17 protein-coding genes are annotated in these 23,936 nt (G+C 71.0%); 15 read left to right on the top strand and 2 right to left on the bottom strand.

Features of this window, described 5'->3' with window-relative positions:
• The 6 genes from ftsZ (at position 1) to ABUW04_RS37050 (ending at position 5,146) form a co-directional block, all read left to right on the top strand.
• Positions 1 to 1,218, top strand: a complete 1,218-nt coding sequence (gene ftsZ / locus ABUW04_RS37075) for a cell division protein FtsZ (RefSeq protein ID WP_030248375.1) — start codon at positions 1 to 3, stop codon at positions 1,216 to 1,218.
• 25 nt (positions 1,219 to 1,243) lie between these two features.
• Positions 1,244 to 1,987 carry a peptidoglycan editing factor PgeF gene (pgeF, locus tag ABUW04_RS37070; RefSeq protein ID WP_380568737.1) on the top strand — a complete coding sequence of 248 codons (744 nt, stop codon included), beginning with the start codon at positions 1,244 to 1,246 and terminating at the stop codon, positions 1,985 to 1,987.
• Positions 1,984 to 2,718 (top strand): YggS family pyridoxal phosphate-dependent enzyme, encoded by a 735-nt coding sequence (locus tag ABUW04_RS37065; RefSeq protein WP_380568736.1) that lies wholly within the window; start codon positions 1,984 to 1,986, stop codon positions 2,716 to 2,718. Before pgeF ends, ABUW04_RS37065 begins: the two co-directional genes overlap by 4 nt.
• A 153-nt stretch (positions 2,719 to 2,871) precedes the next feature.
• The gene (locus ABUW04_RS37060) at positions 2,872 to 3,459 is read left to right on the top strand and encodes a cell division protein SepF (RefSeq protein WP_030248370.1); all 588 of its coding nucleotides are present in this window, start codon (positions 2,872 to 2,874) and stop codon (positions 3,457 to 3,459) included.
• 96 nt (positions 3,460 to 3,555) lie between these two features.
• Complete coding sequence (locus tag ABUW04_RS37055) at positions 3,556 to 3,843, top strand: YggT family protein (protein ID WP_030248367.1); 288 nt, start codon at positions 3,556 to 3,558, stop codon at positions 3,841 to 3,843.
• A gap of 46 nt (positions 3,844 to 3,889) precedes the next feature.
• Positions 3,890 to 5,146, top strand: a complete 1,257-nt coding sequence (locus ABUW04_RS37050) for a DivIVA domain-containing protein (RefSeq protein WP_030248366.1) — start codon at positions 3,890 to 3,892, stop codon at positions 5,144 to 5,146.
• A 168-nt stretch (positions 5,147 to 5,314) separates the two neighbouring features.
• On the opposite strand, the gene ileS is transcribed toward ABUW04_RS37050, so the two are convergent.
• Positions 5,315 to 8,452 carry an isoleucine--tRNA ligase gene (ileS, locus tag ABUW04_RS37045; protein WP_380568735.1) on the bottom strand — a complete coding sequence of 1,046 codons (3,138 nt, stop codon included), beginning with the start codon at positions 8,450 to 8,452 and terminating at the stop codon, positions 5,315 to 5,317.
• Positions 8,453 to 9,123: 671 nt separating this feature from the next.
• Between ileS and ABUW04_RS37040 the strand changes: the two genes are divergently transcribed.
• The 9 genes from ABUW04_RS37040 to ABUW04_RS37000 all read left to right on the top strand — a co-directional run bounded on the left by ABUW04_RS37040 (position 9,124) and on the right by ABUW04_RS37000 (position 20,292).
• Entirely contained in the window at positions 9,124 to 9,681 is a 558-nt protein-coding gene (locus ABUW04_RS37040) for a TraR/DksA family transcriptional regulator (RefSeq protein WP_030248361.1), read from the top strand.
• A 93-nt stretch (positions 9,682 to 9,774) separates the two neighbouring features.
• A complete protein-coding gene (gene lspA / locus ABUW04_RS37035; protein WP_380568805.1) occupies positions 9,775 to 10,491 on the top strand; it encodes a signal peptidase II in 717 nt (238 codons plus the stop codon).
• 39 nt (positions 10,492 to 10,530) lie between these two features.
• Complete coding sequence (locus ABUW04_RS37030; RefSeq protein WP_380568734.1) at positions 10,531 to 11,469, top strand: RluA family pseudouridine synthase; 939 nt, start codon at positions 10,531 to 10,533, stop codon at positions 11,467 to 11,469.
• The gene (locus ABUW04_RS37025) at positions 11,456 to 11,932 is read left to right on the top strand and encodes a GNAT family N-acetyltransferase (RefSeq protein ID WP_030248356.1); all 477 of its coding nucleotides are present in this window, start codon (positions 11,456 to 11,458) and stop codon (positions 11,930 to 11,932) included. Before ABUW04_RS37030 ends, ABUW04_RS37025 begins: the two co-directional genes overlap by 14 nt.
• Before the next feature lie 51 nt (positions 11,933 to 11,983).
• Entirely contained in the window at positions 11,984 to 13,579 is a 1,596-nt protein-coding gene (locus tag ABUW04_RS37020; protein ID WP_030248354.1) for a Na+/H+ antiporter, read from the top strand.
• Between the two features lie 65 nt (positions 13,580 to 13,644).
• Positions 13,645 to 14,019 (top strand): signal peptidase I, encoded by a 375-nt coding sequence (locus ABUW04_RS37015; protein WP_380568733.1) that lies wholly within the window; start codon positions 13,645 to 13,647, stop codon positions 14,017 to 14,019.
• Positions 14,020 to 14,211: 192 nt separating this feature from the next.
• Positions 14,212 to 14,676 carry a hypothetical protein gene (locus ABUW04_RS37010; protein WP_380568732.1) on the top strand — a complete coding sequence of 155 codons (465 nt, stop codon included), beginning with the start codon at positions 14,212 to 14,214 and terminating at the stop codon, positions 14,674 to 14,676.
• 312 nt (positions 14,677 to 14,988) lie between these two features.
• On the top strand, positions 14,989 to 18,918 hold the full coding sequence (locus ABUW04_RS37005) for a Pls/PosA family non-ribosomal peptide synthetase (protein ID WP_380568731.1): 3,930 nt from the start codon (positions 14,989 to 14,991) through the stop codon (positions 18,916 to 18,918).
• 48 nt (positions 18,919 to 18,966) lie between these two features.
• Positions 18,967 to 20,292, top strand: a complete 1,326-nt coding sequence (locus ABUW04_RS37000; protein ID WP_380568729.1) for a M1 family metallopeptidase — start codon at positions 18,967 to 18,969, stop codon at positions 20,290 to 20,292.
• Between the two features lie 84 nt (positions 20,293 to 20,376).
• On the opposite strand, the gene dnaE is transcribed toward ABUW04_RS37000, so the two are convergent.
• Positions 20,377 to 23,934: a DNA polymerase III subunit alpha gene (gene dnaE / locus ABUW04_RS36995; RefSeq protein WP_030248347.1), complete on the bottom strand. Its 3,558-nt coding sequence runs from the start codon at positions 23,932 to 23,934 to the stop codon at positions 20,377 to 20,379.
• Positions 23,935 to 23,936 lie beyond the last annotated feature (2 nt).

The raw sequence follows: 23,936 nt of genomic DNA, 5'->3' as shown, positions 1-23,936 counted from the left end.
GTGGCAGCACCCCAGAACTACCTCGCAGTCATCAAAGTCGTCGGCATCGGCGGCGGTGGCGTCAATGCCATCAACCGGATGATCGAGGTCGGGCTCAAGGGCGTCGAGTTCATCGCGATCAACACCGATGCGCAGGCCCTGCTGATGAGCGACGCGGACGTCAAGCTCGACGTCGGCCGCGAGCTCACCCGCGGCCTCGGAGCCGGCGCCAACCCGGACGTCGGCGCCAAGGCGGCCGAGGACCACCGCGAGGAGATCGAGGAGGTCCTCAAGGGGGCCGACATGGTCTTCGTCACCGCCGGCGAGGGCGGCGGCACCGGCACCGGCGGCGCACCCGTGGTGGCCAACATCGCCCGCACCCTCGGCGCGCTGACCATCGGCGTGGTCACCCGGCCCTTCACCTTCGAGGGCCGCCGCCGCGCCAACCAGGCCGAGGACGGCATCGCGCAGCTGCGCGAAGAGGTCGACACCCTCATCGTGATCCCCAACGACCGGCTGCTGTCCATCTCGGACCGCCAGGTCAGCGTGCTGGACGCGTTCCGCTCCGCCGACCAGGTGCTGCTCTCCGGCGTCCAGGGCATCACCGACCTGATCACCACCCCCGGTCTGATCAACCTGGACTTCGCCGACGTCAAGTCGGTCATGTCGGACGCCGGTTCGGCGCTGATGGGCATCGGCTCCGCCCGGGGCGAGGACCGCGCCAAGGCGGCGGCGGTGATGGCGATCTCCTCGCCGCTGCTGGAGGCCTCCATCGACGGCGCCCGCGGCGTGCTGCTCTCCATCTCCGGCGGCTCCGACCTCGGTCTCTTCGAGATCAACGAGTCGGCGCAGCTGGTCAGCGAGGCGGCGCACCCCGAGGCCAACATCATCTTCGGTGCGGTCATCGACGACGCGCTCGGCGACGAGGTCCGGGTCACCGTGATCGCGGCCGGCTTCGACGGCGGCGCGCCGCCCACCATCGTCCGCGAGCCGGTGGTCCGCTCGACCAACTCGGCCACCCCGCCGCCGCAGCAGGAGCGGGTCGGCGAGTACAACCGGGCCGGCTCCACCGCTGCCGGGCGCAGCGTCCACACCATCGGCAGCGTCCCGCGCGCCGAGGAGCCGCCGCGCCACGTCGAGCCGCAGGCCCCGCCGCTGCCGCCGCACGTTCCGCAGACCCGGCCGCCCTACGTGGACAGCCCGGCCGAGGAGCTGGACGTCCCGGACTTCTTGAAGTAACCGGAGCCGCACTAGGCTGATCATCATGATCGGCCAGCGACTCACCCTCCACGACCGTGCTCACTTCGCCTTCACCGACCGGTGGGGCGGGGTGAGCACTTCGTCGTTCCAGGAGCTGAACCTCGGCGGCGCGGTCGGCGACGACTCCGCCGCGGTCCGCGAGAACCGCCGGCTGGCCGCCGCCGGCCTCGGCCTCGACCCGGCCGACGTGGCCTGGATGAACCAGGTGCACGGCAAGGACGTCGCCGAGGTGGCCGGGCGCCAGCCCGACGGCACCGCCCCCACCGCGGACGCGCTGGTCGGCGCCGGACCCGGGCGGGCGCTCGCGGTGCTCACCGCGGACTGCGTCCCGGTGCTGCTCGCCGATCCGGTGGCCGGAGTGGTCGGCGCCGCGCACGCGGGCCGCCCCGGACTGGCCGCCGGAGTGGTGCCGGAGGCGGTCGCCGCCATGGTCGCTCTGGGCGCCGAGGCCGGTCGGATCACCGCCGCGATCGGGCCCTCGGTCTGCGGCCATTGTTATGAAGTCCCTGTGAAACTCCGCGCCGAGGTCGCCGGGGTCGAGCCCGCGACCTGGTCCGAGACCAGCTGGGGCACTCCGGCGCTGGACCTCCCGGCCGGGGTGCGGGCCCAGCTCACCGCGCTCGGCGTCACGGTCGCGGACCTCCCGCACATCTGCACGATGGAATCGCCGGACCACTTCTCCTACCGCCGCGAGCAGCGCACCGGCCGCCTCGCGGGCTACGTCTGGCTGAACGGAACCACCTCATGACCGAGCCCCAGTCGCGCCTGGCCGAGTTGACCGCCAACCTCGCCGCCGTCGAGCGGCGGGTGGCCCACGCCTGCGCCGCCGCCGGGCGCGCCCGCGACGAGGTCACCCTGATCGTGGTGACCAAGACCTACCCGGCCTCGGACGTCAGGCTGCTCTCCTCGCTCGGGGTGCGGCAGGTCGCCGAGAACCGCGACCAGGACGCCGGACCGAAGGCGCTGGAATGCCGCGACCTCCCACTCGTCTGGCATTTCGTCGGCCAATTGCAGACGAATAAGGTCCGTTCTGTTCTGAAGTACGCCGACATGGTGCATTCCGTCGACCGGATCCGACTCGTCGATGCGCTCTCCGCCGAAGTCCAGAAGTCGGAACGCCCCGAATTGGGATGCCTTATCCAGGTCGCCCTGGAGGGTGATCCCGAGTCGGGCCCGGCCCACCGCGGCGGCGCCCGCCCCGAACAGGTGCTCCAGCTCGCCGATGCGCTGGCCGGGGCCCCGGGACTGCGACTTGACGGCGTGATGGCCGTGGCGCCGTTGCGCGGGAGGTACGCCGGTGACCCCGCGGGTGCTTTCGCACGCCTTGTGGAAATCGCATCTCTGGTGCACCGTCAGCATCCGGCTGCCACGATGGTCTCCGCGGGTATGAGTGGCGACCTGGAAGAGGCGATCGCCGCCGGAGCGACACATGTGCGCGTCGGTACGGCGGTACTGGGTGTCCGGCCGCCCCTCGGGTAACGTCACCGGTTAGAAGATCAGATCGCAGAACAAATCAGGACAAGTAGGAATCTCCCCTGCATCGCGGGGTCAGACCGTGGATCGTAGAACCACCTCGCGCGAGCGGGGCGGCCGGTGACGGACCCGATCCACCACAGAGCGGAGGACAGGAGTATGGCCAGCGCACTGCGCAGGATGGCGGAATACCTCGGCCTCGTGGAGGACGAACGCTACGACGTCCAGGGTTACGACCCGGACGACGAGGACTACGGCCCCGAGCCCGAACCGCTTCGCAACACCGCCCGTACCGAGGAGGTCCCCCGCCCCGCCCCCGCGCCCGTCGCGCAGCCGGCGGCCGCGGCGGTGGTCGCCCCGATGCGGTCGGAGCCAAGGATGGCGCCAGTGTCGTCCATCACACCTGAACGTCGTCACGTGGAGAAGAGTGCCCCGGTGATCATGCCCAAGGCCGCCTCCGAGCGGGAGCCCTACCGGATCACGACACTTCATCCCCGAACCTACAACGAGGCCCGTACCATCGGGGAACACTTCCGTGAGAGCACCCCGGTGATCATGAATCTCACGGAGATGGACGACACGGATGCCAAGCGCCTCGTAGACTTCGCGGCTGGACTGGTCTTCGGCCTCCACGGAAGCATCGAACGTGTGACTCAGAAGGTGTTCCTTCTGTCTCCTGCTAACGTCGATGTAACGGCGGAGGACAAGGCCAGGATCGCCGAGGGTGGGTTCTTCAACCAGAGCTGACCAGAGCGGGACGATACGTGCGGATCACGTGACGCCGGGTAGCGGGGCTTCCGCTCCCGGCGGGCAGGCAGCAGGACGAGTTCGAGGGGACGAGCGGTGAACGTTGTATGGCAGGTGCTGTACATCGTGCTGATGGTTTTCTTCGTCATCCTGCTGGCCCGGCTTGTGATGGACTGGGTGCAACAACTAGCCCGCGAATGGCGGCCCGGCCGCGGGATGATCGTTGTGCTGGAGTGCATCTACACCGTCACCGATCCACCACTCAAGCTGTTGCGGCGGTTCATCCCGCCGCTGCGGTTCGGGGGCGTGGCGCTCGACCTGTCCTTCCTCGTACTGATCATCATTGTTTCGATCCTGATCTCCGTCGTGCAGGGGGCCGTGTGAACCCCGCAGGCCGCCGATTGTCCGACGATCACGTTGAGGTGAAGAGATGCCATTGACCCCCGAGGACGTGCGGAACAAGCAGTTCACGACCGTCCGCCTCCGCGAAGGCTATGACGAGGACGAGGTCGATGCCTTCCTCGACGAGGTCGAAGGAGAGCTGACCCGACTGCTCCGCGAGAACGAGGACCTGCGCGCCAAGCTGGCCGCGGCGACTCGCGCGGCCGCGCAGAACCAGCAGAACATGCGCAAGGAGCAGGACCAGCACCAGCGCCCCGGCCCCCCGGTGCCGGCCGCCATATCTGGTCCGCCCGTGCCGCAGCAGGGCATGCCGCCGCAGCTGCAGCAGCAGGGCCAGATGCAGCAGCCCGGCCAGATGCAGGGCCAGCCGCAGCAGCAGATGGGCCACCCCGGCCCGCCGCAGCTGCCCAGCGGTGCGCCGCAGCTCCAGGGCCCGCCCCAGCTCCAGGGCGGCACCATGGGCGGCCAGCAGGGCTTCGGCCAGCAGATGCAGCAGCCCGGCCAGATGCAGCAGCAGGGCCAGATGCAGCCGCCGCAGCACATGGGCGGCCTGCAGCAGATGCAGCAGCCGCACTTCCCGCAGCAGCAGCAGGGCCAGAACAACGACAGCGCCGCCCGCGTGCTGGCGCTCGCCCAGCAGACCGCGGACCAGGCCATCGCCGAGGCGCGTTCCGAGGCCAACAAGATCGTCGGTGAGGCCCGCAGCCGCGCCGAGGGTCTGGAGCGCGACGCCCGTGCCAAGGCCGACGCGCTGGAGCGGGACGCGCAGGAGAAGCACCGCGTCGCGATGGGCTCGCTGGAGTCCGCCCGCGCCACGCTGGAGCGCAAGGTCGAGGACCTGCGCGCCTTCGAGCGCGAGTACCGCACCCGGCTGAAGTCCTACCTGGAGACCCAGCTGCGTCAGCTGGAGTCGCAGGCGGACGACTCGCTGGCGCCTCCGCGCCAGCCGGCCACCGCGTCGCTGCCGCCGTCCTCGATGTCCCAGCCCTCGATGTCGCAGCCGTCGATGACCCCGGTCGGTGCGTCGCCCATGGGCGGGCAGACCTTCGGCGGTCAGCAGAGTTTCGGTGGCAACGGCCAGAGCTTCGGTGGCGGGCAGCAGCAGCCGAGCTTCGGCGGGAACAGCTTCAACCCGGGCGCGCAGCACCAGAGCGCGGGCGGCCAGCAGCAGATGGCTCCCGCCGCGATGACGCAGCCGATGGCCGCGGTGCGGCCGCAGCCGCCGCTGCAGCAGGCCCCGCAGCCGATGCGCGGCTTCCTGATCGACCAGGACGACGAGGGCTGACCCCAGCCCCCGCCGCCGCCCCTACCGCGGGCCCCTGCCGGAACGTTCCGGCAGGGGCCCTGCGCGACCAGCCCGCTACGGAGGTGCATGGCTGGCAGCGCAGTTCCCCGCGCCCCTGGGTAGTAGGGGGTGACTGTCCAGCGGACAGGTTCCCCGCGCCCCTTTCGTTCAGGCCTTCCGCAGCCAGAACGTCAGGCTGAGCGTCTCGTCGGTGAACGGCGTGGCCGACTCCCAGTCGGCTTCGCCGGAGGCGAAGTCGGTGGCGAGGACCTCGTCGGCGATCAGGGCGGCGTGGGCCGTCAGGGCCTCGACCGTCGTGGCGTCGTCAGACGTCCAGCGGAGCTGGATCCGGTCGGCCACGTCCAGGCCACTGTTCTTGCGGGCCTCCTGCACCTGCCGGATGGCATCCCTCGCGACGCCCGCCAACCGCAGCTCCGGTGTGATGTGCAGGTCGAGCGCGACCGTCGCGCCGCCCTCGTTGGCGACGGCCCACCCCTCCCGCGGAGTCTCCGTGACGATGACTTCATCGGGCGTCAGCTCGACCCTCTCGCCGCCGAGTTCCACCGACGCGGTACCCGTGGCCCGCAGCGACGCGGAGAGCGCTGCCGCGTCCGCCGCGGCCACCGCCTTGGCCACCTCCTGCACCCCCTTGCCGAACCGCTTGCCCAGGGCGCGGAAGTTGGCCTTGGCCGTGGTGTCCACCAGCGACCCGCCCACCGCCGACAGCGATTCGAGCCCCGCCACATTGAGCTCCTCGGCGACCTGCGCCCGCAGCTCGGCCGGGAGTTCCTCGTACCCCTGCGCCGCGACCAGTGCGCGCGAAAGCGGCTGACGGGTCTTCACCCCGGAGTCGGCCCGGGTCGCCCGTCCCAGCTCCACCAGCCGCCGCACCAGCGCCATGTGGCGCGACAGGTCGGCGTCGACCAGCGACTCGTCCGCGACCGGGAACTCGGCCAGGTGCACCGAGACCGGCGCGGTCGGGTCAACGGAGACGACCAGGTCCTGCCAGACCCGCTCGGTGATGAACGGGGTCAGCGGCGCCATCAGCCGGGTGACCGTCTCCAGCGCCTCGTGCAGGGTCGCCAGCGCGGCCGGCTCGCCCTGCCAGAAGCGGCGCCGGCCGCGCCGGACGTACCAGTTGGAGAGGTCGTCGACGAACGCGGACAGCAGCTTGCCGGCCCGCTGGGTGTCGAAGCCGTCCAGCGCCGCGTCCACCTCCTTGACCAGGGTGTTCAGCTCGGACAGCACCCACTTGTCCAGCAGCGGACGGTCCGCCGGTGCCGGGTCGGCGGCCGACGGCGCCCACCCGGCGGTGCGGGCGTAGAGGGCCTGGAAGGCGACCGTGTTCCAGTAGGTCAGCAGGGTCTTGCGGACCACCTCCTGGATGGTGTTGTGCCCGACCCGGCGCGCGGACCAGGGCGAGCCGCCGGCCGCCATGAACCAGCGCACCGCGTCCGCCCCGTGCTGGTCCATCAGCGAGATGGGCTCCAGGATGTTGCCCAGGTGCTTGGACATCTTCCGGCCGTCCTCGGCCAGGATGTGGCCCAGGCAGACCACGTTCTCGTACGAGGACTTGTCAAACACCAGCGTGCCGACCGCCATCAGCGTGTAGAACCAGCCGCGGGTCTGGTCGATGGCCTCGGAGATGAACTGGGCCGGGTAGCGCTTCTCGAACAGCTCGGCGTTCTTCAGCGGGTAGCCGTACTGGGCGAACGGCATGGAGCCCGAGTCGTACCAGGCGTCGATGACCTCGGGCACCCGGACCGCGTCCAGCGCGCAGCCGCTCCCGGTGCAGCGGAAGACCACCTCGTCGATGAAGGGGCGGTGCGGGTCCAGGTCGGACAGGTCCCGGCCGGTGAGTTCGCTGAGCTCGGCCAGCGAGCCAACGCAGGTGAGGTGGCCCTCCTCACAGCGCCAGATCGGCAGCGGGGTGCCCCAGTAGCGGTTGCGAGACAGCGCCCAGTCGATGTTGTTGTTCAGCCAGTCCCCGAAGCGGCCGTACTTGACGGTCTCCGGGTACCAGTTGGTCTTCTCGTTCTCCTCCAGCAGCCGCTGCTTGACCTCGGTGGTGCGGACGTACCAGGACGGCTGCGCGTAGTAGAGCAGCGCGGTGTGGCAGCGCCAGCAGTGCGGGTAGCTGTGCTCGTACGGGACATGACGGAACAGCAGGCCGCGTGCGTCCAGGTCGGCGACCAGGGCCTCGTCGGCCTTCTTGAAGAACTGCCCGCCGACCAGCGGCACATCGGGCTCGAAGGTGCCGTCCGGCAGCACCGGGTTGACCATCGGCAGGCCGTAGGCCCGGCAGGTGGCCAGGTCGTCGGCGCCGAAGGCGGGCGCCTGGTGGACCAGGCCGGAGCCGTCCTCGGTGGTGACGTACTCGGCGTTGACGACGAAGTGCGCGCCCTCCACCGGGACCAGCTCGAACGGCCGCCGGTAGCTCCAGTGCTCCATCTCGGCGCCGGTGAAGCGCTCGCCGGTGGCGGTCCAGCCCTCGCCGAGGGCCTTCTCCAGCAGCGGCTCGGCCACCACGACCCGCTCGTCGCCGTCGGTCGCCACCACGTAGTCGACGGCGGGGTGCGCGGCGACGGCGACGTTGGAGACCAGGGTCCACGGCGTGGTCGTCCACACCAGGAGAGATGCCTCCCCGGCCAGCGGCCCGGAGGTGAGCGGGAAGCGGACGTAGACCGAGGGGTCGACGACGGTCTCGTAGCCCTGCGCCAGCTCGTGGTCGGACAGGCCGGTGCCGCAGCGCGGGCACCAGGGGGCGACCCGGAAGTCCTGGGTGAGCAGGCCCTTGTCGAAGATCTGCTTCAGCGACCACCACACCGACTGGATGTAGTCCGGGTCCATGGTGCGGTAGGCGTCGTCCAGGTCGACCCAGTAGCCCATCCGGTTGGTGAGGGTGGCGAAGGCGTCGGTGTGCCGGGTCACCGACTCCCGGCACCGGGCGTTGAACTCGGCGATCCCGTAGGCCTCGATCTCCGGCTTGCCGGAGAAGCCCAGCTCCTTCTCGACGGCGAGCTCCACCGGCAGGCCGTGGCAGTCCCAGCCGGCCTTGCGGGCGACGTGGTGGCCCTTCATGGTCTTGTAGCGGGGGAAGACGTCCTTGAAGACCCGGGCCTCGATGTGGTGCGCGCCGGGCATGCCGTTGGCGGTGGGCGGGCCCTCGTAGAACACCCACTCGGGGCGGCCCTCGGACTGCTCCAGGCTGCGCTGGAAGATCTTGTTGTCCTGCCAGAAGGAGAGGATCCCGTGCTCGAGCACGGGCAGGTCCACCTGGGCGGGGACGGGACGGTACTGGGTCATCAGGAGGTTCCTCCGGCGGGCGCGTCCGAGCTGTGCGGCTTCCGACGAAGGGACGAGGCCGAGTGCTGCGGGCCCCGCGGTACCACCCTTCTTGGCTGCGGCACGCGGACGTGCCGAGCCCCCTCATTAGGGGTTGCGGCCGGTTCTACTCGGTCCGCCCACGCGCTGCGAGCGCATTGGGCGGTGCCTTTCCTCCGGCGGCTCCGGGGTGATCTTCCCGTCGCGCACACCCCCGGGCTTTCACCGACCCCGGGTCGCTCCTGGCTGCGTTCGGCGGTACTCGTCCCCATCCACGCCTTGCAGCCCCGAGTCTATAGGGCCCGGCAAGAAGATTTTCCGCGCCGGGCGCCGTCCGCGCGCCGGTGACGCACCAGTAACGATGACGGAAGGCGATTATCAGGTCACGTTCTGGGCACACATTCGTCGAGCCGGGCGTGAGCCGGTAACCCGTGACCTCTGTTGCGGTATGTCCCGTTGTGGATGGATTCAGTACGCATTATCGTTCCGGCACCATGTCGTGTCGCCGTGCTCACGGCGGTGCGCCACCAGCAGCTCGGCCGCAGCACGCAGACGACAGTCGCAGACGCACACTCGCAAAGGGCAAAGGGGTCAGACGCATGGCGGACAAGGCAAGGAGCGGGGCTGCGGGCGCACGCCGCGCGGAGACGTCCGTGGCGGGTCCCGGAGACGTGGGGGAGGGCACCGTGGTGCGACACAAGACCGAGGCCGTGGCCAGGCCGGCCGCCGCCCGGCCGAGCGGCAGCAGGGCCAGGACCGCTCCGGCCGCTCCGGCCGACTCCGCGGCCGACACGCCGCCGGAGGCCCCGGCCGCGGCCGGGACGCTGCCGGTGCGGCCCGGCGAGGACCCCTGGACCGAGGCCGAGGTGGCCGAGCTCAGGACGGAGCTGGTGGCCGAGGCCGCCGCGCTCGGCGCCGAGATCGCCGCCTCCGAGGAGGCCGTCAGCGGCCTGATGCGGGACTCCGGCGACGGCGCCGGCGACGACCAGGTCGACGCCGGGACCAAGAACATCTCCCGCGAGCACGAGCTGTCGCTGGCCGCCAACGCGCGCGACATGCTCGCCCAGACCGAGCGTGCGCTGGCCCGGCTCACCGGCACCGGCTTCGGCCTCTGCGAGTCCTGCGGGGAGCCCATCGGCAAGGCCAGGGTCCAGGCCTTCCCCCGGGCCACCCTCTGCGTCCAGTGCAAGGCCAAGCAGGAGCGCCGCTAGCGGCTGCGGCGGGTGGTGCGGACCTGTCCGCACCACCCGGTGGGCGTACCGTACGCTCGACGTAAGACCACCCCTCTCGGTGTAGCGGAGAGCATCATCAGTACCCCAGGTTTCCAGAAGGCTCCGGCGGCTGACTCTGCCGCGCCGGTCGACCCTGCTGCCCCCGCCGACCCTGCCGTTTCCACCGATCCCGCCGATCCCGCCGCCGCCGGGACCCCGGTGCGGCGCAGGCGCAGGATCGGCGTGCTGCTCTCCGTCGCCCTGCTCGCCTACCTGCTGGACCTCGGCAGCAAGCTGCTGGTCGTGGCCAGGCTGGAGTACCACGAGCCGATCAGGATCGCGGGCGACTGGGTGATGCTCCAGGCCATCCGCAACCCCGGTGCCGCCTTCGGCATGGGCGCGGCGATGACCATCGTGTTCACCGTCATCGCCACCACCGTGGTGGTGGTCATCTGCCGACTGGCCCGCAAGCTCTACAGCCTGCCCTGGGCCATCGCCCTGGGCCTGCTGCTGGGCGGCGCCTTCGGCAATCTGACGGACCGGATCTTCCGCTCGCCGTCCACCTTCCGCGGCGCCGTGGTGGACTTCATCTCGGTCAAGCACTTCGCCGTCTTCAACCTCGCCGACTCGGCGATCGTCTGCGGCGGCGTGCTGGTGGTGCTGCTCTCCTTCCTCGGCACCAACCCGGACGGGACCACGATGCGCGAGCACGGCGGCGGGGACGGGACCGCGGACGGGACCACGGACAGTGGCAACGCGGACCGGACCGTCGAGCAGCAGCCCGCCGAGGACGGCACCGGCAAGGCCTGATGGCGGGCCGGGCCCGGGCGGTCCGGCATACTCGTTCAGGTGAGCACCGTTCCGCAGATCCGAAACCTGCCCGTACCCGACGGCCTCGAGGGTGAGCGTGTCGACGCCGCCATCGCCCGGATGTTCGGGTTCTCCCGCACCAAGGCCGCCGAGCTGGCCGCCGAGGGCAAGGTGACGCTGGACGGCTCCGTGGTCGGCAAGTCCGACCGGGTGATGGCCGGGGCCTGGATGGAGGTCGAGATCCCGGCGCCGCCCGCTCCGGTGCAGATCGTCGCTGAGCGCATCGACAATATGAAGATCGTCTACGACGACGAGGACCTGGTCGTGGTGGACAAGCCGGTCGGCGTCGCCGCCCACCCCAGCCCCGGCTGGACCGGCCCCACCGTCATCGGCGGCCTGGCCGGCGCCGGCTACCGGATCTCCACCTCGGGCGCCGCCGAACGCCAGGGCGTGGTGCACCGCCTGGACGTCGGCACCTCCGGGCTGATGGTGGTCGCCAAGTCCGAGCGCGCCTACACCCTGCTCAAGCAGCAGTTCCGGGACCGGGTGGTGGAGAAGAAGTACAACGCCCTGGTCCAGGGCCACCCCGACCCGATGTCCGGCACCGTGGACGCCCCGATCGACCGGCACCCCAGCAGCGACTGGAAGTGGGCCGTGGTCGCCAACGGCAAGCCGTCGGTCACCCACTACGACCTGATCGAGGCATACCGGGCCGCCTCGCTGCTGGACATCAAGCTGGAGACCGGCCGCACCCACCAGATCCGGGTGCACATGTCCGCGCTGCGGCACCCCTGCGTCGGCGACATCACCTACGGCGCCGACCCCACCCTGGCCAAGCGGCTCAAGCTCACCCGGCAGTGGCTGCACGCCGTCCAGCTCGGCTTCGAGCACCCCGGCACCGGCGACTGGGTCGAGTTCCGCAGCGAGTACCCGGAGGACCTGGCCCGCGCCCTGGAGATCATCAGTGCCGAAAGCTGACACACCCGACATACGCGTGGCCGTCTCGGCGGCCGACCTGGAGACCGTCCACGCCATCAGGCGCGAGGTCTTCATCGTCGAGCAGAACGTCCCCGAGGACGAGGAGTGGGACGACCTCGACCCGACCTCGCTGCACCTGCTGGCCTTCGGCGCGGACGGCGGCCCGCTGGGCACCGGCCGACTGATCCACGGCGAGCAGGCCCTCAAGCTCACCGGCCGGGACGGTACCGTACTGCTCGGCCGCCTCGCGGTCCGCGCCGCCGCCCGCGGCACCGGCCTCGGCGCGGCCCTGGTCCGGGCCATCGAGGAGCAGGGCCGGTCCCGCGGCGCCGTCGAACTGGAACTGCACGCGCAGACCCACGCGCTGGGCTTCTACCAGCGCCTCGGCTATGTCGCCGAGGGCCCGGAGTACCTGGACGGCGGTATCCCCCACCGCACGATGACCCGATCCCTGGCAGGCTGATCAAGAGCTGTCCGGAGACGGCGTCGGCGAGCGGGAGGGGTGGGCGGCGGGATGACCCAGCTGATGCTGCTCTTCATCGTGCTGCTGGCCTCGGTCGTCACCACTCCGCTGGCCGAGCGGATCGGGTTCCCGCAGCCGGTGATGATGACGCTGGTGGGCATCGTGATGGCGGTGCTGCCCTTCGTCCCCAACATCACCCTGGAACCGGACCTGATCCTGCCGGTGGTGCTGCCGCCGCTGATCTACGCCGCGGCGCAGCGCTCCACCACCCGCTACTTCAAGGCCAACTCCCGGGTGATCCTGCTGCTGGCGGTCGCGCTGGTCCTGGTCACCACGGCGGTGGTGGCCTGGGCGGCGCGCTCGATCATGCCCGCCCTGCCGCTGGGCGCCGCCGTCGCGCTGGGCGCGATCATCTCCCCGCCGGACCCGATCGCCGCCGCCGCGGTGGCCGGCAGCGTCGGCCTGCCGCGCCGGCTGATGGGCATCCTGGAGACCGAGGGACTGTTCAACGACGTCACCGCCCTGGTGGTGTACGGGCTGGCGGTGGACGCCGTGGTCAGCGGCCACTTCTCGACCCTGAACGCGGTCGGGCTGCTGGTGCTCTCGGCCGTGCTCGCCGTGGTCATCGGGGTGGGCCTGGGCTGGCTCAGCGGCAAGATCATGAGCATGCTGGACGACCCCACCCTCCAGGTCGCGCTCAGTCTGCTGGTCCCCTTCGCGGCCTACTCGCTGGCCGAGGAACTGCACGGCTCGGGCGTCCTGGCCGTCCTGGTCACCTCACTGTGGATCAACGACCGCACGGTGGGCGCCGACGACGTCGGCTACCGGCTGGTCGGCAGCGCCTTCTGGGACGTGGTGGAGCTGCTGATCTCCGGCATGGCCTTCGGACTGATCGGCCTGGAGCTGGCCAGCGTCCTCAAGGAGGTCGGCCACCAGTGGACCAGCATGCTCGGGGACGCCGGGCTGGTCATCGTGGTGGTGGTCGGCGTCCGCTTCCTCTGGCTGCTGCCCGGCGCCTGGGTCACCCAGCAGTGGGACCGGCGCCGCGGCGAGCAGGAGGAGGCCGCGCCGCTGAGCTGGCGCGAGTCGGTGGTGCTGTGGTGGTCCGGGATGCGCGGGGTGGCCTCGGTCGCCCTGGCCCTGGCCATCCCGCTCAACGTCCACAACGGCTCGGCCTTCCCGGGGCGGGACGAGATCGTCTTCACCGCCTTCTGCGTGGTCCTGTTCACCCTGCTGGTCCAGGGCATGTCGCTGTCCTGGGTGGTCAAACGCCTGCACCTGAGCCGCGACGAGGACGCCGAGGACGCGGCCGAGCGCCAGCTCTGGTACCGCGTCTCCAAGGCCAGCCTGCGCCGGCTGAAGGAGCTCGCCGAGGCCGACGACCTCCCGGACGAGCTGGTCGAGCGGCTGAAGCAGCGTCAGACCGACCGCCTGGCCCGCAACCGCCCGGACATGTACGACGAGGACCAGCGGCAGGAACTGAAGAAGCGGGTCAAGCAGGTACGGCTGTTCCAGCAGATCGAACAGGAGATGCTCGCGGCGGGGCGCGCGGAGATGCAGTCGGCCCGGATGGAACCGGGGGCGGACCCGGAGCTGGTGGACCGGGTCATCCGGAGGCTGGACATCCGCAGCGCGCCGCAGCAGTAGCGGGTGGGGTGTTGTCCCGGTTTCGGGGACAGGTTCGCGGGCCGGGGAGGGTAGCGTCCCGTCGCATGGACGACAGCGTGTACGTGGGCAATGCGGGTAAGGACGCGGCGTTGGACCGGGGGTGGCTGCTGGGGCACTTCAAGGACGTCGGCGATCCCCGGCACAGCGAGGCGGTGGAGATCAAGTGGGGGGTCCATCCGCGCGGCGACGAGCGGGCCGAGTGGGTGCGCGGGGAGCAGCGGACCGCGCTGCTGGTGCTCATCAGCGGGCGCTTCCACGTGCAGGTCCCGGGGCGCAGCGTGGTGCTGGCGGAGCAGGGCGACTACGTGGTGTGGGGGCACGGGGTGGACCACTCCTGGTACGCGGAGCAGGAGTCGGTCGTGCTGACGGTCCGCTGGCCCTCGGTGCCCGGGTACGCGGTCGCGCCTACGCACGATTGAGGAGCGGGTGCGGGGATTTCCGAGTTGTGTGTGTTCTGCGGTGATCAGGTGAGTACCGTGTGGCGGCACTGAAGGTAAGAGCCTCGGAGGACTCCTGTGCCCACCCGTATCCCGCGCATATCCAGCGCGCCCCGCCTGTCCCGTGCGTCCAGATCGGCCCGCCGTCTCTCGGCCGGCGTCGCCGCCCTTGCCGTGTCCGCCTTACTGGCTGCCTGCGGTCCGACGGCGGGGGCGGCGTCCGCCGGGCAGCAGCCGACGGCGACGGCCACCGCGGTGACGGTCGTCTCCGCCTCGGCGGACCCGTCCACCGCGGCGCCTAGCACCGCGGCGCCCACCACTGCGGCACCGGCCAGCACGCACCCCAGCGCCTCGCCGTCACCCCGTCGGACCACCGCCGCGCCGACCCACCGGGCCACCACCGCCGCCAGCACGACCAAGCCGACGACGCGGACGGTGACCAAGGCGCCCACGCAGGCGCCGACCAAGGCCGCCACCACGGCCGCGACGGGCTGCACGATCGTCTCCGCCGCCGGCAACTGCTACAAGGCCGGCCAGTTCTGCCGGAACGCCGATCTGGGGAAGACCACCGACGACGCCAACGGCAGGCTGCTGAAGTGCGCCATGGAGAGCGGCCGCCCGCACTGGCAGTACGCCTGAGGCCAGGGCATGCGGATCGGGCGCCGGAAATCGTCGCGTTCGATACACTCTGTTATGGAATGTGTACTCAGGGCAGCGGCCGGCAGGTTTCCGGCATGTGTCGTCGGTCTCATTTCGGAAAACGTCCGACGGTCCGTCAGATTCAGCTGACGGGCCGTCAAGTATCAGGGCCAGTAGTGCGCCTATCCTCTGACGGTACGTCAGAAATCATGCGCAGAAAGGCCATTGCTGGTCCGATACCGCTTCGACTCCGATACCGCTGACGCATCTGCCGGACTAGCATCGACCGGGTTGTCGACGAGATGAGGACCGATGGCCACGGCCGTGTACGCCCCGTACCTGGAGAAAGCGGTAGCCCCGAGCGGGCTCGCACTGTTCCCCGGGCGCCCCGCACACGCTCCGCGCACCCTCGTCGACATCCTCGACGCCGCCGTCGCCGCCCACCCCGACGAGCCCGCGCTGGACGACGGCCGCAGCGCGCTGAGCTACCGCGCCCTGGCCGCCGAGGTGGACACGCTGCGCCGCCGCCTCGCCGCCAACGGGATCGGCCGGGGCGACCGGGTCGGCATCCGGGTGCCCTCCGGCACGGCCGACCTCTACGTCGCGATCCTCGCCGTGCTCGCCGCCGGCGCCGCCTACGTGCCGGTGGACGCCGAGGACCCCGACGAGCGGGCGGCGCTGGTGTTCGGCGAGGCCGGGGTCCGCGCGGTGCTGAGCGCCGAGCGGGCACTCACCCTGACGGAGCAGGCCCCCGAGGCCGCTGCCGGGACCCCCCGGGCCACCCGGACTCCCCAGGACCCCCAGACGGCCCCCGCCCGTCCCGGCCTCGGCGACGACGCCTGGATCATCTTCACCTCCGGCTCCACCGGCAAGCCCAAGGGCGTCGCGGTCACCCACCGCAGCGCCGCCGCCTTCGTCGACGCCGAGGCCGCGCTGTTCCAGCAGGAGGAGCCGCTGGGCCCGGGCGACCGGGTGATGGCCGGGCTCTCGGTCGCCTTCGACGCCTCCTGCGAGGAGATGTGGCTGGCCTGGCGCTACGGCGCCTGCCTGGTCACCGTCCCCCGCTCGCAGGTCCGCAGCGGGGCCGACCTCGGCCCCTGGCTGGTGGAGCAGGAGATCACCGTGGTCTCCACGGTCCCCACGCTGGCCTCGCTCTGGCCCGCCGACGCGCTCGGCGACGTCCGGCTGCTGATCTTCGGCGGCGAGGCCTGCCCGCCCGAGCTGGCCGAGCGGCTGGCCACCGAGGGCCGCGAGGTCTGGAACACCTACGGCCCCACCGAGGCCACCGTGGTCGCCTGCGCCGCGCCGCTCACCGGCGAGGCCCCGGTCAGGATCGGGCTGCCGCTGGACGGCTGGGAGCTCGCCGTCGTGGACGAGCAGGGCCAGGTCGTCGCCATGGGCGAGAGCGGCCAGCTGGTCATCGGCGGCGTCGGCCTGGCCCGCTACCTGGACCCGGAGAAGGACGCCGAGAAGTACGCCCCGCTGGAGTCGGTCGGCTGGGAGCGCGCCTACCGCAGCGGCGACCTGGTGCTGGCCCAGCCCGAGGGCCTGGTCTTCCTGGGCCGGGCCGACGAGCAGATCAAGCTCGGCGGCCGCCGGATCGAGCTCGGCGAGGTCGACGCCGTACTGCAGGCCCTGCCCGGGGTCACCGGCGCCGCCGCCGCCGTCCGCACCGCGCGCAGCGGCAACCAGCTGCTGGTCGGCTACCTGGTCACCGACCAGGCGTTCGACCAGGAGGCCGCGGTCCAGCAGCTGCGGGCCGAGCTGCCCGCCGCCATGGTCCCGCTGCTCGCCCTGGTCGAGGACCTGCCGGTGCGCACCTCCGGCAAGGTCGACCGCAACGCGCTGCCCTGGCCGCTGGCCCAGTTGGAGACCAAGGGCGCCGCCGAACAGCTCTACGGCACCGAGGCCTGGCTCGCCGAGCAGTGGGCCGAGGTGCTCGGCGTGCCGGTAGGCAGCGCCAAGGACGACTTCTTCGCGATCGGCGGCAGCAGCCTCGGCGCGGCCCGCCTGGTCACCCTGATCCGGGCCCGCTACGCGGCCATCGCCGTCAGCGACATCTACCAGGCCCCGGTGCTGCGCGAGCTGGCCCGCCGGCTGGAGACCTCGGCCCAGTCCACCGGCGCCGTCCGCGAGGTCGCGCCGACCCCGCGCCGGGCCGGGGTGGTGCAGACCATGCTCACCGTCCCGCTGCTCACCGTGGTCGGACTGCGCTGGACCGTGGCGCTGGCCGCGCTGGCGCACCTGCTCGGCTGGTGGGGCTTCGGCTCCTCGGCCTGGGCCTCCTGGTGGCTGCTGGTGCCGGTCGCCGCGGTGCTCTGGTCCCCGGTCGGACGGATCGCGCTGGCCGCCGGCGGCGCCAGGCTGCTGCTGCGCGGCGTCGAGCCCGGCACCCACCCGCGCGGCGGCAGCGTGCACCTGCGGCTGTGGACCGCGGAGCGCCTGGCCGAGCTGAGCGGCGCCACCGACCTCTCCGGCTCCTGGCTGCTCCGCTACGCCCGCGCCCTCGGCGCCAAGGTCGGCCCGGACGTGGACCTGCACACCCTGCCGCCGGTCACCGGGCTGCTGAAGCTCGGCAAGGGCTGCGCGGTCGAGGCCGACGTGGACCTCAGCGGCTGGTGGCTGGACGGCGACCTGCTGCACCTCGGTGCGGTCCGGGTCGGCGCCGGCGCCGTCGTGGGCACCCGCTCCATCCTCTTCCCCGGCTCGCGGGTCGGAAAGCGCGCCGAGATAGCTCCCGGCTCCGGCGTCACCGGCCAGGTCCCCACCGGCCAGCGCTGGGCCGGTGCGCCGGCGGTCAAGACCGGCCGGGCCAACCACGCCTGGCCCAAGGAGCGTCCGGCCCGCACCAGGGGCTGGGCCGCGATGTACGGGCTCAGCGGCGCCGGCCTCAGCCTGCTGCCGCTGCTGGCCGCGCTGCCCGCGGTGGCCGTGCTGGCCGCCCTGGTGACCCCCGGTACGGTCGGCAGCGTGCTGGCGCAGGCGCTGGCCGCGGTCCCGCTGGTCACCCTCACCGGGTTCGCCGCCTACGCGCTGCTGGTCCTGGTCGCCGTCCGGCTGCTCGGCATCGGGCTGCGGGCCGGGCACCACCCGGTGCACAGCCGCACCGCCTGGCAGGCCTGGACCGTGATCCAGCTGATGGACCTGGCCCGCGGCAGCCTCTTCCCGCTCTACGCCGGCCTGGCCACCCCGGCCTGGCTGCGCGCCCTCGGCATGAAGGTCGGCCGGGGCGTCGAGGCCTCCACCGTGCTCGCCCTGCCCAGCATGACCACCGTCGGCGACGGCGCCTTCCTCGCCGACGACACCCTGATCGCCCCCTACGAGCTGGGCGGCGGCTGGCTGCGCATCGACGAGGCCGAGATCGGCGAACGCGCCTTCCTCGGCAACTCCGGGATGACCGCGCCCGGCCGCAGCGTCCCGGACCGCGGCCTGGTCGGAGTGCTCTCGGCCACCCCCAAGAAGGCCAAGAAGGGCAGCTCCTACCTCGGCATGCCGCCGATGAAGCTGCCGCGCCGGGCCGAGACCGGCGACCAGAGCCTCACCTACGCCCCCGCCCGCCGGCTCAAGCTGATGCGCGGCGCCATGGAGCTGTTCCGGATCGTGCCGGTGATGGCCGCGGTGGCGCTCGGCCTCAGCGTGCTGGGGGTGCTGGCGCTGATCGCCGAGCAGGGCGGGCTGCTGCTCGCCGCGGTCTGCTCGGGAGCGGTGCTGCTGGCCGCCGGAGCGGTCGCCTGCGTCGTGTCGCTGGCCGCGAAGTGGCTGCTCATCGGCCGTTTCAAGGCGGTCGAGCACCCGCTCTGGAGCAGCCATGTCTGGCGCAACGAGCTCGCCGACACCTTCACCGAGGTGCTGGCCGCTCCCTGGCTGCTGAACGCGCTGCCCGGCACCCCGGTGCTCAACCTCTGGCTGCGCGGCCTCGGTGCCGGCATCGGCCGCGGGGTCTGGTGCGAGAGCTACTGGCTGCCCGAGGCCGACCTGGTCACCCTCGGCGACGGAGTGAGCGTCAACCGCGGCTGTGTGCTGCAGACCCACCTGTTCCACGACCGGATCATGCGGATGGACACTGTCACCCTCCAGGAGGGTGCCACGCTGGGCCCGCACGGTATCGTCCTGCCCGGAACCACCATCGGCGCCCGCACCACCCTGGGACCCGCCTCCCTGGTGATGCGCGGCGAGTCCGTGCCCGCGGACAGCCGCTGGCTGGGGAACCCGATCGCGCCCTGGGTCCGCTCCGTCCCCTAGGACCGGGAGCACCCGCCTGAGCACCAACCGCACTGGAGCAGAGCAGCATTGAGCGCCAAGCAGACGTCGCCCCGTCCCCAGTCGGCAGCTGACCCGTACTTCCCGACCCACGGCGACGTCCGCTACCACGTGCACCGCTACGAGCTGACGCTGGACTACCGCCCGGCGCCCAACCGGCTCGCCGGGGCGGCCAGGCTCACCTGCCTGACCGGCCCGGACCCGCTCGCCGACGTGGTGCTGGACTTCGCCGACTTCCGGATCACCCGGGTGCTGGTCGACGGCCGCACGGTCCGCTGGACCCACCGTGCCGGCAAGCTGCGGTTGCGGCCGGCCCGGCCGCTGCGGCCCGGCGCCGCGTTCACCGTCGAGGTGCACTACAGCGGGAACCCGCGGCCGGTCCGCAGCGAGTGGGGGACGCTGGGCTGGGAGGAGCTGGAGGACGGCTCGCTGGTCGCCAGCCAGCCGATCGGCGCGCCCTCCTGGTACCCCTGCAACGACCGTCCGGCCGACAAGGCCGCTTACCAGATCTCGATCACCGCGCCGAGCCCCTACGCGGTCGTCGCCAACGGCCGACTGCTCACCCGCACCACCCGTGCCAGCAGCACCACCTGGGTGTACGAGCAGCCGGCGCCCACCGCGAGCTATCTCGCCACCGTCCAGGTCGGCCAGTACCAGCAGCTGCAGATCTCGGCCGGACCCGTTCCGCAGACGGTGTACGCGCCCGCCCGGCTGATCGGCTCCTGCGTGCACGACTTCGCCCACCAGCCGGCCATGATGAGCCTGTTCGTCGACCTCTTCGGTCCCTACCCCTTCGGCGAGTACGCGGTGGTGGTGACCGACGAGGAACTCGACGTCCCGGTCGAGGCCCAGGGGCTGTCCACGTTCGGTGCCAACCACGTCGACGGCCGCCGGGGCAGCGAGCGGCTGGTCGCCCACGAGCTGGCGCACCAGTGGTTCGGAAACAGCGTCACCGTGGCCGACTGGCGGCACATCTGGCTCAACGAGGGCTTCGCCAAGTACGCGGAGTGGCTCTGGTCCGAACGCTCCGGTGGTCGGGACGCCGCTGCGCACGCCGCGATGGCCCACGCCAAGCTGAAGGCCCTGCCGCAGGACCTGGTCCTGGCGGACCCCGGCCGCAGCCTGATGTTCGACGACCGCCTCTACCAGCGCGGCGGGCTGGTCCTGCACGCGCTCCGCGGGGTTCTCGGCGAGGGCCCGTTCTTCGCCCTGCTCCGGGAGTGGGCCACGATGCACCGTCACTCCACGGTCACCACCGCCGACTTCACCTCACTGGCTCAGCACCACAGCCCCCGCCCGCTGCACGCCTTCTTCACGGAGTGGCTGTACGCCGGGACCCTGCCGCCTCTCTTTTAGCTTTTAGGGGCGCGGGGAACTGCGCTGCCAACCATGCACCTCCGTAGAGGGCTGGTCGCGCAGTTCCCCGCGCCCCTAAAAAAATCAGGCCGCTGCCCAGACTCCGGGGCCGAGGAGTCCCTTGATGTCGCTGGCGAACCCGCTCTCCGCGTCGACCAGGAAGCCGAGTTCGAAGAGCACGCTCTTCATCCGGCCCTCCAGCAGCAGCCGGACCGGCGTCTCCCCGGGGTGGGCCCGCATCGTGCGCTTGAGTTCGGCGACCAGCTGCGGGGTGATCTTCCGCTCCGGGATGTTCAGTTGGATCGGCGGCTTGCCGCCCAGCTCCGCCGAGGAGATGTCCAGCGGTGCCATCTCCGAGCCGAAGATCGACAGTGCGCCGTCGCGCTCGTTGAGCCGGCCCTTGACGGCGACCACGTTGTCCTCGATCAGCTCCTGCTGGATCAGCATGTAGTTCTTGGGGAAGAACAGCACCTCCACCGAGCCGTCGCGGTCGGCGAGCGTCACGATCGCCCACGCGTTGCCGGCCTTGTTGATCCGCCGGTCCACGCCGGTGATCAGGCCGGCCAGCTTGACCTCGCCCTCGGTCCGGCCGGAGCCCAGGAGTTCCGCGATGGAGACGTCGCGGTTGCGGGCCAGGATGTGCTCGGCGCCGTCCAGCGGATGGCTGGAGACGTAGAGGCCCAGCATCTCCCGCTCGGTCGAGAGCAGGTGCTTGCGCGGCCACTCCTTGTCGTCCAGGGTGAAGTCCAGGCCGATGCCGGGGGAGTCGCTGCCGTCGTCGATCGCGCCGAACAGGTCGTCCTGGCCGATCGCGGCCTGCTTCTTGACGCCGATGACGGCGTCGATCGCGGTCTCGGCGACGGCGACCAGGCCGCGGCGGGTGTGGCCGAGGGAGTCGAACGCGCCGGCCTTGATCAGCGAGTCCACCGCGCGCTTGTTGCAGACCGGCAGCTCGACCTTGTCCAGGAAGTCGGGGAAGGCCGTGAACTTGCCCTTGGACCTGCGGGTCTCCACCAGCGAGTCGATGACGTTCTCGCCCACGTTGCGGATGGCCTTGAGGCCGAAGCGGACGTCCTCGCCGACGGCGGTGAAGTCGGTGACCGACTCGTTGATGTCGGGGGAGAGGATCCGGATCCCGGCGGCACGGGCGTCCGCCAGGTAGATCGCCATCTTGTCCTTGTCGTCGCCGACCGAGGTCAGCAGCGCGGCCATGTACTCGGCCGGGTAGTTGGCCTTGAGGTAGGCGGTCCAGTAGGAGACCAGGCCGTAGGCGGCGGAGTGCGACTTGTTGAAGGCGTAGCCGGCGAACGGGACCAGCACGTCCCAGACCGCCTGGATGGCCTCGTCGCTGTAGCCGCGCTCCTTGCAGCCCGCGTGGAAGGGCACGAACTCCTTCTCCAGGACCTCCTTCTTCTTCTTGCCCATGGCCCGGCGGAGCAGGTCGGCCTGTCCCAGGCTGTAGCCGGCCAGCACCTGCGCGGCTCGCTGCACCTGCTCCTGATAGACGATCAGACCGTAGGTGGGGCCCAGGACTTCGCTGAGCGGCTGCTCCAGCTCCGGGTGGATCGGGGTGATCTCCTGCTGGGCGTTCTTCCGCAGTGCGTAGTTGGTGTGCGAGTTCATGCCCATCGGGCCGGGCCGGTACAGCGCCGAGACGGCGGAGATGTCGGCGAACTCGGTGGGCTTCATCAGCCGCAGCAGCGCCCGCATGGGGCCGCCGTCGAGCTGGAACACGCCCAGGGTGTCGCCGCGCTGGAGCAGTTCGAAGGTGACCGGGTCGTCGAGGGGGATGTCGTCGCAGACGACGTCCTCGCCGCGGTTGGCCTTGATGATCTTGATGCAGTGGTCGATGATGCCCAGGTTGCGCAGACCCAGGAAGTCCATCTTGATCAGCCCCATGTTCTCACATGAGGGGTAGTCGAACCCGGTGATGATCACGCCGTCCTTGTCGCGGCGGTGCAGCGGGATCAGTTCCAGCAGCGGCGTCGAGGAGAGGATCACCGCGGCGGCGTGCACACCGGTGCCGCGGATCAGGCCCTCGATGCCCAGGCCGGTGTCGATGATCTTCTTGACGTCGGGTTCGTTCTCGTAGAGGGAGCGGATCTCCGTGCCCTCGTTGTAGCGCGGGTGCTCGCTGTTGAAGAGGTCCTTGAGCGGGACGCCCTTGCCCATCACGTCCGGCGGCATCGCCTTGGTGATCCGGTCGCCCATGGCGAAGGGGTAGCCGAGGATCCGCGAGGAGTCCTTGACGGCGGCCTTGGCCTTGATCGTGCCGAAGGTGTTGACCTGGGCGGTGTAGGCGGCGCCGTACTTCTCGCTGACGTAGCGGACCATCTGGTCGCGCTGGCGGTCGTCGAAGTCGATGTCGACGTCCGGGGGGTTGATCCGCTCGGGGTTGAGGAAGCGCTCGAACAGCAGGTCGTGCTCGATCGGGTCGAGCTGGGTGATCCCGGTGAGGTAGGCGATCATCGAACCGGCCGCCGAACCACGGCCGGGGCCGACCGGGATGCCGTTGTCGCGGGCGTACTGGCAGATGTCGGCGACCACGAGGAAGTAGCTGGAGAAGCCCATCGGGTCGATGACGCTCATCTCGAGCTCGATCCGGTCCAGGATGTCCTGGCGCGGCTCCTCGCCGAACCGGTTCTTCAGGCCCTCGTCGATCTTCTTGCGCAGATAGCTGACCTGGTTCTCGCCCTCGGGCACGTCGAACTGCGGCATCCGGTCGACGTAGGTGAAGACCTCCTGGTACGACTCGATCCGCTCGGCGATGGCGAGGGTGTTGTCGCAGGCCTCCGGGAGCTCGCGGAACAGCTCGCGCATCTCCTCGGAGGTCTTCAGGTAGTAGCCGGAGCCGTTGAACTTGAAGCGGTTCGGGTCGTCCTTGTTCTTGCCGACGCCGATGCACAGCAGGTTGTCGTGCGCGTCCGCCTGGTCGGCGGTGACGTAGTGCGAGTCGTTGGTGGCCAGCAGCGGGATCCGCAGCTCCTTGGCCAGCCGCAGCAGGTCCTCGCGGACGTCGCGCTCGATGCCCAGGCCGTGGTCCATCAGCTCCAGGAAGTAGTTCTCCTTGCCGAAGATGTCCTGGTACGCCGCGGCGGCCTTGACCGCCTCCTCGTACTGCCCGAGCCGCAGCCGGGTCTGCACCTCGCCGGAGGGGCAGCCGGTGGTCGCGATGATGCCCTCGGAGTTCTGCGAGATCAGCTCGCGGTCCATCCGGGGCTTCATGTAGTAGCCCTCGATCGACGCGAGCGAGGAGAGCTTGAAGAGGTTGCGCAGCCCCCTGGCGTTCTGCGCCCACATCGTCATGTGGGTGTAGCGGCCGCCGCCGGAGACGTCCTTGCCGCCCTCGCCGCCGGCGTCCGCCGCGTTGGGGCGGCCGCCCTGCTGGCCCCAGAAGGTCTGCTTCTTCTCGAAGCGCGAACCGGGCGCGACATACGCCTCGATGCCGATGATCGGGGTCACCGGGCTCTTGTCGGCCAGATGGAAGAACTCGTAGGCCCCGAACATGTTTCCGTGGTCGGACATGGCGATCGCGGGCATGCCCTGCCGCTCCACCTCGGCGATCATCTTGCCGTTCTTCGCGGCCCCGTCCAGCATCGAGAACTCGGTGTGAACATGCAGGTGAACGAAGCTGTCGGCCACGG

The organism is Streptacidiphilus jeojiensis, from assembly GCF_042510965.1.
Lineage (GTDB): Bacteria > Actinomycetota > Actinomycetes > Streptomycetales > Streptomycetaceae > Streptacidiphilus > Streptacidiphilus jeojiensis.
Note: the sequence above shows the minus strand (reverse complement) of the source record. Positions and strands in the feature narration are given on the sequence as shown.